A 14,226-nucleotide genomic window follows, 5' to 3' on the forward strand; every position below is an offset into this window, starting at 1 on the left:
ACAAGTTGCTCGTTATCATTACTTATGATGTGAACACCACTACCAGCGAGGGCAGAAGAAGACTAAGACAGGTTTCGAAAAAATGCTTAGATTATGCACAAAGGGTTCAAAACTCTGTATTTGAGTGCATCGTAGACTCAACGCAGTTCAGGAAGTTAAAATACGAATTAGAAGCATTAATCGATCCAAAGAAGGATAGCTTACGCTTCTATCAACTAGGTGACAATTATAAGCGAAAAGTTGAGCATGTCGGAACTAAAGAATCTTTTGATGTAGAAGGAACACTGATTCTATAGGTGCGAATGGGAAGCTCACATAAAATCCCTAGGGGATTCGCACCGGCGTAACGACGCGGGTTTCGGGATTTTACGAAGAAAAATGACCAGTTACAGTGCTTGAAAAATGGTGGTTCGCACTTTTGAGCTTGCGAACCCTTGTGGTATGCTGGGTTTAAGAACCCGCAGTCGCACTCTACGTGAGTGCGTGGATTGAAATATCCGAAATTCGAGAAGAAAGAATTACACATGCTAGGTCGCACTCTACGTGAGTGCGTGGATTGAAATACTATAAGAGAATATAACATGTATTATAAAAAAAAGCGTCGCACTCTACGTGAGTGCGTGGATTGAAATCAAACACTTAAAGCAAAGCCAATTGCTGTAATGTTCATGTCGCACTCTACGTGAGTGCGTGGATTGAAACTCGGGTAGCATTTATGATATTTCCATACGTGAGGATTATAATGCGAACCCCAAGCTCACATGAAAACCCCGGGAGATTCGCACTGGCGTAACGACGCGAGTATCAGCGATTTTACGAAAAAAATGACCAGATACAGAGCTTGAAATTGGAGGTTCGCACTTTTGAGCCTGTGAGCCTTTGTGGTAAGCTGGGTTTAAGAACCCGCAGTCGCTCCTTATGTAGGAGCGTGGATTGAAATCTCCAATTATATTATGTTCTATCTAATAATCAGTGCTTGATTTTCTTCGCCGCCAAACAGACTGGATTTTATACAGCTAAATAAGTCAGATCAGACGATTTTTGGCAATCCAACTGGAAATCATACAGCTAATTTGGTCCCAATCTACCCATTCCCTCTTTATCCCTATTTCTAACGGTAGGTTTTACATTTAGTCCGGAAATCTAGCGAGCTTTAGCGAGAATTAACTGCATCAATTACATTTAGTCGGACAAGGATTATTTGGAGGGCCCGTCTGTGCGTGGATTGAAAAACAGCATGGGATTTATAATTTCATGGCGTTTTCCACAACGCGAGGGAAGTGCGAACCCCAAGCTAACATGAAACCCCCGGGAGATTCGCACCGCCCTAATGACGCGGGTTTTCGGGTTTTTAAAGGAAAAAACGACCTAATATGGCACTCGAAAATGGCGATTCGCACTTTCGGGCTCGTGAGCCCTTGTGGTATGCTGGGTTCGAGACCCCGCAGTCGCATCCTACATGGATGCGTGGATTGAAATAGATTTCGATCGATGGTAACGTCGAAGAATGGACTCCGTCGCATCCTACATGGATGCGTGGATTGAAATCGACACCGTTTCATGAGGGGTCACGAAATCTATATCGTCGCATCCTACATGGATGCGTGGATTGAAATTTTAGCTAACTGAATAGCTTACTCCGAGTATATTGTCGCATCCTACATGGATGCGTGGATTGAAATTGTACAGCGTGATTGCTGTGACCAGTTCGACTAACGTCGCATCCTACATGGATGCGTGGATTGAAATTGTACAGCGTGATTGCTGTGACCAGTTCGACTAACGTCGCATCCTACATGGATGCGTGGATTGAAATTTCAATTGGTTGTTGAACTTCCGAGGCCCTACAGGCTCGTCGCATCCTACATGGATGCGTGGATTGAATTGGGGTCTGCCACCAGTTGGGTCCCGATTTGTAGTCGCTCCATATGTGGTAGCGAGGATTGAAATCTGGAAATTAACGAAGGGTTGGACTAGATTTTGTGCCGCCCCTTACGTGCGAGGATACGGAACGATATTCATTTACGATAAATCATCGATACTTGGGACACTTTCGGTCATGAGTATCCTGGTGTATGCTGGATTTGGGTCTTACTGTAGCTATCCGTGTGAGTGTGCGGACTGCAACAATTGGGACTTAAGGGATGGATTCCCACTTCTACCCATTGTGATACAATAAATAAGCTGAGGTTCACTAAACTATCCTGAACCTGGCGGTAAAGGCCAGCTAGAGTTGGGAGGGGATAGAAGATTCGAGAATTAAACAGAAATCCACTATCCACTAGGAGAGGAGATAAAGATGAAGTCTACAAGGGAACAAGCAGAAGCATTTTTACAGCAGCATGATCAGCAGCATCTACTTAAATTTTACGATCAATTGACTCCCGAATCCCAAGAGCAGTTATTGGATCAAATCCTCTCTCTCGATTTGGATAAGGTGGTCTCGCTATTCGAGAGCACGACTGCCCTTCAAGAACAGGTAGAAGATGATCTTGTTCCGATAGAAGCCGGGGACTGGGAATCTTTCAGCGAAGAAGAGAAACACCGCTATGAAGAGCTTGGTTGGGAGGCGCTTCGTTCGGGTCGGGTAGGCGCCATTGTCGTTGCCGGTGGGCAGGGCAGCCGGCTGGGTCATCCCGGGCCCAAAGGGACCTATAATATAGGACTTCCTTCCGGCAAATCCTTATTTCAACTGCAGGCCGAAAGACTGATCAATTTGAGCGGCAGAGCGGGTCGGACTATTCCATGGTACATTATGACGAGTCCGGAGAACCATGCGGAAACCGTGGAGGCTTTTCAACGGGCAGCTTACTTTGGCTATCCGCTGGACCACCTATATTTCTTCGAGCAGAGTGTTCTGCCTGCGATAGATTCAGAGGGCAAAATATTGCTGGCCGAGCCCGGTCGGATCAGCCTGGCCCCTGCAGGAAATGGCGATTGCTTTGCGGCCATTAAGCGCTCCGGAGCTTTGGATGATATGAAAGCAAGACAGATCGAGTGGTTATTTTACTATAACGTCGATAATGCCCTTGTGAAGGTAGCCGATCCGAAATTTATCGGTTACACGATGGACAGTCAAGCCCCGGCCGCCTGCAAAGTCGTGCCCAAATCTCACCCGGAAGAGAAGGTAGGGATTGTATGTCTTAACCGGGGGCGTCCTGCCGTCATCGAATATTCCGACCTGCCGCGAGAGTTGATGCTGGCGAAGAACGAGCAAGGCAATCTTCTATATGATCAAGCAAATATTTCAATGCATTTATTCCATATGGATTTCGTGGAAAAAGGCGCGGAACTCCCACTGCCTTATCATGCTGCTCATAAAAAGGTGGCGGCCATCGACGAGCAAGGTCATCCGGTTACGCCTTCAGAGCCTAACGCGTATAAGTTTGAACGCTTCATTTTTGATTTGTTTCCTTTGGCGGATAAGCTTGCCGTACTGCAGGTCAACCGGTCCGAAGAGTTCGCTCCTGTCAAGAACAAGGAGGGGGAGGACAGTCCGGAGACGGCGAGAAGTCTTGTGTTGGAGCTGCATCGCAAGTGGCTGCTTGAGGCTGGAGTGGGGGAGGAACGGATTGCGAACCGAACGGTGGAAATTTCTCCGCTCACTTCCTATTCAGGAGAAGGTCTGCATGCGGAACAGGTACCTGATCCAACGGAGAAGACCTTGATTCTGTAGCTTAGTACGGCCGTAAGAGAAGAAGACAGGTAAGAAATGCCGGGCTCCCAGAGACATCTGAGAGCCTTTTTTACATTTGATTATGGATGGGGGAAATGGAGAAGGCGGCAGAGCGAATCCCCCGATTGTTCTATTCGAGACGGATAAGTCTGATTGTACCGCCAAGCCTGGTTAAATGATCTCTCTGTCGGAAGTGTTTGCTTTGACAAGCTCCTGAATACGTGACAAAGCTTCCTCGATGGTTAGGACTTGCTGCACGGTGCTTTTACGTTCTTTAAATTCGATCAGCCCTTCGCTCGCCTGCTTGCCAATAACGATGCGAACCGGAATTCCAATCAGGTCCGAATCTTTGAATTTCACTCCGGGGCGTTCTTCCCGATCATCGATCAGCACTTCGACTCCAGCAGCGCTTAGGCGTTGATAGAGTTCTTCCGCCAGCTTGCACTGGACCGGATCCTGAACGGAAACCGGGATCAAATGCACTTGATAAGGGGCTATGGAGAACGGCCAGACAATCCCGTCCCCGTCATGGTTTTGTTCTATTACAGCCGACAGAACTCGCGATAAGCCAATTCCGTAGCAGCCCATGACCATCGTTTGCTGCTGTCCCGCCTTGTCCAAGTAGCTGGCCTCGAGCGGTTCGCTGTACTTGGTTCCGAGCTTGAATACGTGGCCTACTTCGATCCCGCGATAGAATTTCAATTCTCCATAGCAATAGGGGCAGCATTCTCCTTCTTTAACATTACGCAAATCGCCAACACGATCCAGTGAAAAATCTCGTCCCGGATGAACATTGTGCAGATGATAGTCTTGTTCATTGGCTCCGGCAATGCCGGATCGGACAGAAGCCGCTTCCTGATCCACCCATAGGGGGACATTCAGCCCGACGGGTCCGGCAAATCCAACGGGAGCCCCCGTTATGGAGCGGGTTGTCTCCTCATCCGCTAATTCGACATGATTGGCTTGCAGGGCATTTTTCAGCTTCGCCTCGTTCACTTCATGGTCGCCTCGGATGACTACAGCTACCGGCTGGCCGTCTGCCGAATAGATTAATGTTTTCAGCAGCTGATCGGGCTTGATTCCGAAGAAATCGGTCAATTGCCGGATCGTCCTGATTTCGGGTGTGTGAATCTTTTCGGGCTTCGGGACAGGCGCAGCCATTTCTCTACTCGAAGCATCGGTCGAGGCTGCAACCTTGGGTGGTCTGGAGGAGGCTTTCTCCAGGTTAGCGGAATAATGACATTCCGTACAAGTGACGACCGTGTCTTCACCAATGTCAGCCAGCGCCATGAATTCATGGGTGTCGCCTTCCCCGCCGATAGCCCCCGCATCCGCTTCTACAGCCCGAAAGGTAAGACCGCAGCGTGTAAAAATCCGTTCGTAAGCTTCATACATTTGCCAATAGGTCCGGTCCAGGCTTTCCCAATCCGTATTGAAAGAATAGGCATCCTTCATCATAAATTCCCTGGCCCGAATGAGCCCGTAGCGAGGGCGCCGTTCGTCCCGGAATTTGGTTTGGATTTGATACACAAGCAGCGGCAGTTTCCGGTAGGAACTGACTTCGTCGCGAATCAGAGAAGTAATGACTTCTTCATGAGTAGGACCAAGAGCGAATTCTCGATGATGGCGATCGCGGAGACGCATAAGCTCCGGTCCGTATACGGAGTAGCGGCCGGATTGCTCCCATAGCTCTGCAGGCTGCATGGCAGGCATTAATATTTCCTGAGCCTCGGTTTTATCCAATTCTTCCCGGACAATGGCGGCCACTTTGTGCAGAACGCGCCGCCCCAGCGCTAAATAAGTGTAGATGCCGGATGCCACCGGCCTTATTAAACCTGCTCTCAGCATGTATTGGTGACTAATGGCAATGGCATCGGACGGCGCCTCCCGCATAGTGGGCAATAACAATTTGCTTTGATGCATTTTTATACCCTCCCCTGGCTCTTTTATAATGATTTGGACAATTGAAATCAGACGACAAAAAACACATCCGTCAGGGACGAATGTGCTCGTGGTACCACCCTAATTTAACCGTCATTCCTTGAATGACGATCCTTGACCGAATAACGGACGGGTTCCGGTAACGGTTACTGTTTATTTCTCCGCTACAGCTCGCAAGGCGGGAAGAATCAACCGTGTCGGGAAATCTTTCAGCCGCTGGATTTCCTCTCTGAACGAACCGATATTGAATCTCATTTCCTTGGTCAGAGCTATTCCTGTATAATAAAACCAATTAATTTCAATTAACTTACATCATTATTAAGCTGCAGTCAAGAGGAAGAAGCTAAAGGAAGAAGCTAAATGCTAGTGAAGGAGGCTGGACATGCTCAATAATATTACGGATGTTCCGGGAATCAGGGTAGGGAATGCAGAAGATCCGACAGGGATGACGGGATGTACGGTTGTTCTTGCGGGCGAAGGAATGGTCTGTGGAGCAGACATTCGAGGAGGGGCTCCGGGGACAAGAGAGACGGATCTTCTCAATCCTCTGAATTTGGTGGACAAGGTTCACGGCATATGTTTAACGGGGGGCAGCGCCTATGGCTTGGATGCGGCAGGAGGAGTCATGCAATATTTAGAGCAGCAGGGAACGGGGCTTAATGTTGGAGTAGGGGTCGTTCCGATTGTCCCGGCCGCTGTCTTATTTGACTTGGCAGTCGGGGACCCGCGCTGCCGTCCTTCTCAAGATATGGGGTATCGGGCTGCCTCCCAAGCGGTATCGGGAGAGCTGCGGCAGGGGAATGTAGGAGCCGGCTGCGGAGCGACCGTAGGCAAATTAGCGGGGATGGAGCGAGCGATGAAGGGCGGTCTGGGCTCGGCTTCGCGAAGATTGGACTGCGGGCTCGTCGTGGGAGCCATCGTAGCGGTTAACGCCTTGGGAGAAATCCGTCATCCCGAGCAAGGGCGTGTTCTCGCCGGGGTTAGAAGCGACGACGGGTCGCTGCTTGACAGCTTGCAATGCCTGGAGGCCGCAGTGACGTCTGCTTTGCCGGGAACTAACACAACGATAGGAGTGGTTGCGTGTAACGCCAAGCTGACCAAGGCCCAAGCATGCAAAATAGCCTCTACGGCTCACGACGGACTGGCCCGGACGATCTATCCGGTTCACACGATGGCCGACGGCGACACTCTGTTCGCGCTAGGCTCGGGTGAATTGGACGTAAGCATTGACTTGATTGCCGCAGTAGCTGCCGAAACGGTAGCGATGGCGGTAATGAACGCGATCCTTCATGCCGACGGAATTCCCGGGTTTCCTTCCTGCCGTGATCTTGGGCTGCAGGAGTAAGCCGGATAGCGCGAACTCTACGAATCATCGGAATTAGCAGAGTATTCATCGATTTATTCACCGGACTTCCTGAAGTCCGGTGAATATTTGAGGCACGGGCTTCAATCAACCTTTATCCCCGAACTAGTCTCGTCTTACACAAGATGGCAAGCGACATGGTGGCCGGGGGCGGCTTCGCGGTACGCCGGCACCTCGGACCTGCATTGGTCCACCGCCATAGGGCAACGGGTGTGGAATTTGCAGCCCGACGGAGGATTGGCTGGGCTCGGAATATCGCCCTTCAGCACGATCCTTTCTCTTCTCATGACGGGATCAGGGATCGGGATCGCCGATAGGAGAGCCTTCGTATATGGATGCAGCGGATTTCTAAAGAGCTCTTCCCGAGAAGCTTGTTCCACCATCGAGCCGAGATACATGACAGCCACTTGCGTACAAAGATGTTCCACGACGCTAAGGTCATGGGAGATAAACAAATAGGTGAGTCCCTTCGTTTCCTGAAGATCACTAAGCAGATTGATAATCTGGGCCTGGATGGAAACATCCAGAGCCGACACCGGTTCATCCGCTACGATGAAGTCAGGATTCAGGATAAGCGCCCGGGCAATTCCGATCCGCTGCCGCTGCCCGCCGGAAAATTCATGCGGAAAACGATCAATATGATACGGAGCGAGTCCACAGATGTGCAAAACCTCCAGCACCTGCTCCCGAACTTCCTTCCGATTGGAGATTCCGTGATCGATCAGCGCTTCGCCGATGGCTTCTCCAATTTTCATGCGCGGGTTCAAGGAGCTGTAGGGGTCCTGGAACACCAGCTGCATTTTTGGGCGCAGCACCCTCAGCTCTTTTCTGGGAAGCTCATGGATATCCGTTCCCTGGAACAACACCTGTCCTTCGGTTTTATCATGCAGGCGGAGAATGGTGCGGCCGACCGTGCTTTTTCCGCAGCCTGACTCTCCAACGAGTCCGAGAGTTTCTCCCTTCTTTAGAGTAAAGGAAATGTCGTCCACCGCTTTAACCTGACCGACCGTTTTTTGAAAAATTCCTCCACGGATCGGAAAATATTTTTTGAGCCGATGGACCTTTAATAATACCTCACCCATGAGCGGCGCCCCCCTCATAAAGCCAGCAGGCTACTTTATGTTCTTTATTTTCAACGGCTAAATCGGGCTGGGCTTCTTTGCAAATCGGCATGCAGCGATCACAGCGTTCACTGAAATAGCAGTGATCTCCCAACGAGATCGGATTAGGCACCTGCCCGGGAATGGAATAAAGCCGTTTTTGCTTCTTATACAAAATAGGCTTCGCTTTCAGCAGCCCTTGGGTATAAGGATGCTTCGGATTGTGAAAAAGCTCGACAACAGGCGCTTCCTCGATCACTTTGCCGGCGTACATGACGACGACATAATCGGCCATTTCAGCGACCACCCCGAGATCATGGGTAATCAGCATAAGAGAGGTGTTCAGCTGCTCCTTGATTTTTCTCATCAAATCAAGAATTTGGGCCTGGATCGTCACGTCCAGCGCTGTCGTCGGCTCGTCTGCGATCAGCAGCTTTGGATCGCAGCTTAGCGCAATGGCGATCATAATTCTTTGCCGCATTCCGCCACTCAGCTCATGTGGATAGGAGTCTATGATCTGCTCCGCTCTGGGGATGCCGACCAGTTGGATCATTTCTATCGCTTTTTGGCGGGCCGCTTTTTTGGACAGCAGCTTATGCTCCATCAGCGGCTCCATGATTTGCTCGCCAATCTTCAGGACCGGGTTCAAGGACGACATGGGCTCTTGAAAAATCATGGCGATCTCATTCCCGCGCAAAGCTCTCATTTGATGCTCCTTCAGCTTGAGCAAATTCTGCCCCCGGAACAGAATTTCGCCGCTCTCGATCTTGCCGGGCGGTGAAGCGATGAGTCTCATCAAAGACATCGCGGTGACGCTTTTGCCGCACCCGGATTCGCCAACAACGCACAAGGTTTCTCCTTCTTTGATTTTAAAACTGACATCATTGACCGCCTGGACGACACCGGCCTCGGTATAGAAGGAGGTTTTTAAATTGCGGAATTCCACCAAATTGTCTGCCATATTCGTTTCTCCTATCTTTTCATTTTAGGGTCTAAGGCGTCTCGCAATCCGTCCCCGATCAGATTGATGGAGATGACGGTGACAAAGATGCTGATTCCGGGTGGAATCCAGAGCCAGGGCCGTAATTGAAAATCGACAAGATTATTAGCCGCCTGGATCATATTTCCCCATGACGGTGTAGGGGGAATGACACCAATTCCAAGCCAGCTCAAGGCGGATTCAGCCAGAATGGCCGAGGCAACCGTCAAAGTAGCCGACACAATAATAATCGGGACCGTGTTGGGCAGCAGATGCCGGAAAATTTTACGATAATCTCTTAATCCGAGCACCTCGGCAGCCTGCATAAATTCCTGCTCCCTAAGGCTTAGGACCTGACTTCGGACCAGACGGGACAGAGTAGCCCAACCGATCAAGCCGAGAATGAACATGACATAATAGATTCGCGCCCCGGGCGCAATCTTGAGATCGGAAAGAACGGCTCCCAATAAAATGAGCAAGGGCAAGCTGGGGATGGAATACATAATGTCGGCCAGTCTCATGATGAGTGATTCGGCCCAGCCGCGGTAATAGCCGGCAATGGCCCCCAACAGCCCCCCGATCAGGACGGAAACGACCATGGCCGCAATACCGACGGTCAGCGAAATCCGCCCGGCAAGCATCGTTCGTGTCAGCACATCTCTGCCCAGCTTATCCGTTCCCAGCCAATGAGTGGAGTTAGGAGCTTTATTGCCGTTAGCTACACTGACCTTCTCTGTCAGGTGGGCGGAGAAGAGAGGGCCGATGAAACAGAATAAAACCATGATGGCAAGCACGGTCAGTCCAATCATTGCCATCCGGTTTTTGCGCAATCGCCGAATGGCAAGCCTCCAGGGAGAAGAAGGGCGGGATCGTTTGTTAACGCTTACTTGAGTTGTTGAAGGTACCGTTTTCATGTCCATCCTCCTCCTATTTCAGACGTATTCTGGGATCGGCCGTTCCGTATAACAAGTCAGCCAGGAAGTTTCCGAGAACGGTCAGGAGCGCCAGAAACATCGTAAAGCCCATCAGAAACGGGTAATCCCTCAGGCCCACGGCTTCCAGATTGATTCGGCCGATACCGGGCCAGTTATAGATTTTCTCGAGAATAATGGCTCCGGCGAATAATCCGGGGAGCTCTAGTCCGAACAAAGTAATCGCGGGAAGCAAGGCGTTCCTCAAGGCATGCTTGTAGATGACTACTTTTTCCTTCAAACCTTTTGCCCTGGCGGTGCGAATATAATCTTGCCTGATGACCTCCAGCATACTGGTCCGGATATACCGGGTCAGTGATCCGGCGTGAAGCATCGTAAGCACCATTACGGGAAGAAACATGTGTTTAGCCAAATCCCAGAGCCGGGCGAATCCGCTGAAATTGCTTCCGGTTGTAAACATTCCTCCTACGGGGAAAATTTTGAAGTCCACGGCAAATATTTTGATTAACAAGAGTCCAATAAAGAAAGACGGGAGTGACATGGCGGCAAAAATGAAAAAAGTGGCGCCCGCATCGAACAGGGAATATTGCCGGGTGGCTGAGATGATGCCGACAATAACCGCAATGATCCAGTATAGGACGAGAGCGACGACAGCCAGCAGGAAGGAGTTCCACATATAATCGTTCAAGACTTTGGTTACCGGTTGCTTATACATCAGGGAATCCCCCAACTCGCCTTTTAGCACATGGCCTATCCAGACGAAATAGCGCTCCATTAAAGGCTTGTCTAGGCCGTAGATTTCCCGAAGTTCTTGAGCTCTCTCTGCAGTCAGATTCGGGTTGGAATTAGCATCGACGAAATCGCCAGGGGCGAGGGAGAAGACGAAAAAAATAAGGAGAGAGATTCCAATTAAGGTGGGAATCATGTTGAACAACCTGCGAATGACATACTGCTTCATTCCGTTCCTCCTCGTAGTTAGTCCATATGCCCAGCCTGGGAGGCTGAGCATATGGATTTTCGGGTAATGTGGAGCCAACCATTCTTCTGTTTGATCAAACCGTATATTTAATTGATTGAGACTTGGTAAAGGCTGAACGGAAATCTCTTGAAGGATGACAGATCCCAGCCTTGCACCCTAGCGTTGACGGGCAGTATATCTGTTCTCTGGTACATGAAAATATAAGGAGGATCTTCGTTCAATTCTTTGTACAGCTCATGATAAATCGGCTTCCTTTTCTCGATATCCAGTTCCTGAATCCCCTTCAGCAGCAATTCATCCACCTTCGGATTGGAATATCCGATTTCATTCTGCGAGCCGTTCGTTCCGAATACGTTGGTGGAATCCGGGTCTTCCGTCAATTGCCACGCCAGGAAGAACATGTCAAACTCGCCTTTTTTCTGTTTTTCTTTAACCGCATTGAAATCCAGCATATCCGGCTCGAACAGGATTCCCAGGTCTCCATAGTTCTCTTGTGCAACAGGGATGATGGCTTCGTTCACCGGATTGGGGGTGGTAGCGAGGAAATGGATTTTAAACTTCACCCCATCCTTCTCGCGGATACCGTCGGCTCCGACCTTCCAGCCGGCTTCGTCAAGCAATTGAGCGGCTTTTTCCAGGTTGAATTCGTAATTTTTAATGTCATCCGTATAAGCCCAGGATACATTGGATTGCGGAATATTAATGACCTTCGCATTGCCTTGATATACGGCCTGGACAATCTCTTCCCGGTTCAAGCCGTAGGTTAACGCCTGACGGACTCGTTTATCCTTAAATTTCTCATCTTTATGATTAAAGCCGATGTATCCATACCCGTTCGTCGGGAACAAGTAAATATCCAGAAATCCTAGAGATTTAAGCAGCTCAAGATTGTCTGTGCTGACCGACACTTGAGCTTCTGCATCCGTCTCACCGGCTTGCAGCGACTGGATATTCGTATCGGTTGTAGTTACTTTGAAGATCAGCTTGGGGATCTTCGGTTTACCTTTAAAGTAATTCTCATTTGCGACAAAACGAACCTCTTGGCCGGGAATGTATGTCTCCATAATATACGGGCCAGAGCCCAGCGGCTTTTGATGAAGATTTTTCATATAGTCCAGACTGCCCTGTTTATAATCTGCGCCATAATAGTGCTTAGGAATAATGAAATCGCCTACGTTAGGCAAAGTGGATGCGCTTACTTCTGTGGTCGTGATTTCAATCGTATGCTCATTGATGATTTTAATGCCTTCAATTTCAGAGGCTGTCCCATCCTTGTATTCTTTACCGCCCTTGATCTTGGCCTTCATAATGTCTGAAGGGCCGTCATAGGACTTGTCATGCTTAACGGTCAAGGTAAAGGCAACGTCTTCAGCAGTCAAAGGTGTTCCGTCGGTAAATTTTACGTCATCTCGTAAATAAAAGGTATAGACTAGCTTATCATCGGAGACCTCCCATTTCTCAGCAACACTAGGTTCATAAGTCCCGTCCTTCTGGACGTTGACAAGTTTGTCGAAAAGCGTATTGTTCACATAATTGTCATAAACCGTTTCGCCGTAGATCCCGTTAAATAGACCTTTGAAGTCTTCCATCCCAATGATGAGCGTGTCGGTTCGATTAGTTGCAGCAGCGGGACTTTTGGATTTGTCCGAAGCGGGAATAAATCCGTCACTAGCATTAGTCTGTTCAGGAGTTGGTGCGGCAGATGGTTCTGAAGATGGAGCGACGCTTGCGCTCGGTTCAGGACTGGCGGAATTCTCCGGCGGTTCTGCAGAGTCAGAGCCGCATGCTGCCAGAACTAGCGTCCCGGCCAATAATACACTTAGTACAGAAGAAAACTTCCTTGACATTTAGCAGCCTCCCTTTAAGTTATATTTTTGACACTATCTCTAAATTATCAGAATAGCCTGCAAAAGTTTGTCGAATTATGTAGTCTCCAGGAAATAATTTTTTCAGATATTCATAATCAAGGAGAAACTTTATTACTTTAAAGCGTAACATCCAAAAAGTGGAATTTATAGCATGGCCTTTCCATAAGCATATTTTTCAGTGTTTTTCTAAGAGGGGAGATTGCATGCGAGTGGCTGGATTAATAAGAAGAGAATGAGAAGGAAATATGGTAAGATTAAGGAAAAAGAAAGTCTTATGAGTCCAGCTTCTAAGGAGAATCCTGGTTTTTTAGTTCTAAGTGCCTATGATCTCGATAAATAGTATTCGGAGAGCAAGCTGACGTACATGAACTCTCACTAAAAACATGGAGGGTTGAATATGAAAATCGCAATCACGGGAGGAACCGGCTTTATCGGCAAGCATTTAATTCGATATTTGGCTGATCAAGGAGATGAAATCATCGTCATCTCCAGGTCTTCCAGTTCAAATGTACCGGGGGCGGAGGTGCTCTCTTGGGGAGAATTGGAAGCGGTGCCCGGACGGTTAGAGGGAGTAGACGCCATCGTTAATCTGGCGGGAGAGACTATTAACCAGAGATGGAGTCCTGCGGCCAAGGAACGAATTCTTCAATCGCGGCTTGACGCGGCAGCAGCCATAGCTCGGGCCGTAGCAAGCATGGAGCGGAAGCCGGAAGTGGTGGTGAACGGGTCGGGAATGTCAATCTATGGAATCTCGGATGAGGAGACGTTCGACGAACGGAGCCCGGCCCGATTGACCGACTTTTTGGCAGGAGTTGTGGACCGATGGGAACAGGCAGCCGAGGAGATTCAAGACACCCGGCTGGTAAAGCTGCGTGTCGGGCTTGTGCTTGGAGCCGACGGAGGAGCTTTTCCCCGAATGAAGCTTCCTTACAAATTAGGAGTAGGCGGACGGTTAGGCAGCGGGAAGCAATGGATGTCCTGGATACATATTGAGGATATGGTACGGCTGATCGATTTTTGTATCCGCCATCGGCAAGTAACAGGACCGATCAACGCAACGGCCCCTCATCCGGTCATGAATGATGAATTTGGCCGGACATTGGGACGTGTCATGGGAAGGGGACACTACTTCCCGGTTCCGTCTATTGTGTTCAAGCTGCTCTTCGGAGAATTATCCATCCTGCTGCTGGAAGGACAGAAAGTCCTTCCTTCTAAGGCTCTGCAGTACGGTTTTGATTATCGCTCCCCCGAATTGCAGCCGGCGTTGGCCAACCTGACCGCTTCTCGTTGACAATGAGGTTAGTATTTATCCCGATTTTTGTATTATCGGGTTAAGACCCCCACCTCTATAGGCGGGCTCTAAATCAGGTGGAGTAGAGTCTCCATCT

The 14,226-nt window shown here is 49.4% G+C and carries 10 protein-coding genes and 1 CRISPR repeat array; of the genes, 4 read left to right on the forward strand and 6 right to left on the reverse strand.

Translation table 11 applies throughout. The features are described from left to right. Window positions 1-5 precede the first annotated feature (5 nt). Window positions 6-296, forward strand: coding sequence for a CRISPR-associated endonuclease Cas2 (cas2, locus tag KJS69_RS09535; protein ID WP_213583486.1), 291 nt, complete (start codon window positions 6-8; stop codon window positions 294-296). A 1,151-nt stretch (window positions 297-1,447) separates the two neighbouring features. Then, window positions 1,448-1,886: a CRISPR direct-repeat array (repeat unit 32 nt; unit sequence GTCGCATCCTACATGGATGCGTGGATTGAAAT). Window positions 1,887-2,299: 413 nt separating this feature from the next. Further along, window positions 2,300-3,676: a UTP--glucose-1-phosphate uridylyltransferase gene (locus KJS69_RS09540; RefSeq protein ID WP_213583487.1), complete on the forward strand. Its 1,377-nt coding sequence runs from the start codon at window positions 2,300-2,302 to the stop codon at window positions 3,674-3,676. A gap of 171 nt (window positions 3,677-3,847) precedes the next feature. Here KJS69_RS09540 and KJS69_RS09545 read toward each other — a convergent pair whose 3' ends face one another. Then, complete coding sequence (locus KJS69_RS09545) at window positions 3,848-5,599, reverse strand: proline--tRNA ligase (RefSeq protein WP_213583488.1); 1,752 nt, start codon at window positions 5,597-5,599, stop codon at window positions 3,848-3,850. A 400-nt stretch (window positions 5,600-5,999) separates the two neighbouring features. Here KJS69_RS09545 and KJS69_RS09550 point away from each other — a divergent pair, with 400 nt between their 5' ends. Then, entirely contained in the window at window positions 6,000-6,962 is a 963-nt protein-coding gene (locus tag KJS69_RS09550; RefSeq protein WP_213583489.1) for a P1 family peptidase, read from the forward strand. A 134-nt stretch (window positions 6,963-7,096) separates the two neighbouring features. On the opposite strand, the gene KJS69_RS09555 is transcribed toward KJS69_RS09550, so the two are convergent. The 5 genes from KJS69_RS09555 to KJS69_RS09575 all read right to left on the reverse strand — a co-directional run bounded on the left by KJS69_RS09555 (window position 7,097) and on the right by KJS69_RS09575 (window position 12,817). After that, the gene (locus KJS69_RS09555; RefSeq protein WP_213583490.1) at window positions 7,097-8,062 is read right to left on the reverse strand and encodes an ABC transporter ATP-binding protein; all 966 of its coding nucleotides are present in this window, start codon (window positions 8,060-8,062) and stop codon (window positions 7,097-7,099) included. Next, a complete protein-coding gene (locus tag KJS69_RS09560; protein ID WP_213583491.1) occupies window positions 8,055-9,041 on the reverse strand; it encodes an ABC transporter ATP-binding protein in 987 nt (328 codons plus the stop codon). The genes KJS69_RS09555 and KJS69_RS09560 overlap by 8 nt, the downstream gene beginning before the upstream one ends. Window positions 9,042-9,052: 11 nt before the next feature. Further along, the gene (gene opp4C, locus KJS69_RS09565) at window positions 9,053-9,973 is read right to left on the reverse strand and encodes an oligopeptide ABC transporter permease (protein ID WP_213583492.1); all 921 of its coding nucleotides are present in this window, start codon (window positions 9,971-9,973) and stop codon (window positions 9,053-9,055) included. Between the two features lie 13 nt (window positions 9,974-9,986). Next, window positions 9,987-10,949, reverse strand: a complete 963-nt coding sequence (locus KJS69_RS09570; protein WP_213583493.1) for an ABC transporter permease — start codon at window positions 10,947-10,949, stop codon at window positions 9,987-9,989. Between the two features lie 107 nt (window positions 10,950-11,056). Then, window positions 11,057-12,817 carry an ABC transporter substrate-binding protein gene (locus tag KJS69_RS09575; protein WP_213583494.1) on the reverse strand — a complete coding sequence of 587 codons (1,761 nt, stop codon included), beginning with the start codon at window positions 12,815-12,817 and terminating at the stop codon, window positions 11,057-11,059. Window positions 12,818-13,235: 418 nt separating this feature from the next. On the opposite strand from KJS69_RS09575, the gene KJS69_RS09580 reads away from it, so the two are divergent. Continuing rightward, entirely contained in the window at window positions 13,236-14,129 is an 894-nt protein-coding gene (locus KJS69_RS09580; RefSeq protein WP_213583495.1) for a TIGR01777 family oxidoreductase, read from the forward strand. Window positions 14,130-14,226: the final 97 nt, after the last annotated feature.

Origin of the sequence: Paenibacillus sp. J2TS4, from assembly GCF_018403245.1 — a bacterium.
In the GTDB taxonomy this organism is placed as follows: Bacteria; Bacillota; Bacilli; order Paenibacillales; family NBRC-103111; genus Paenibacillus_L.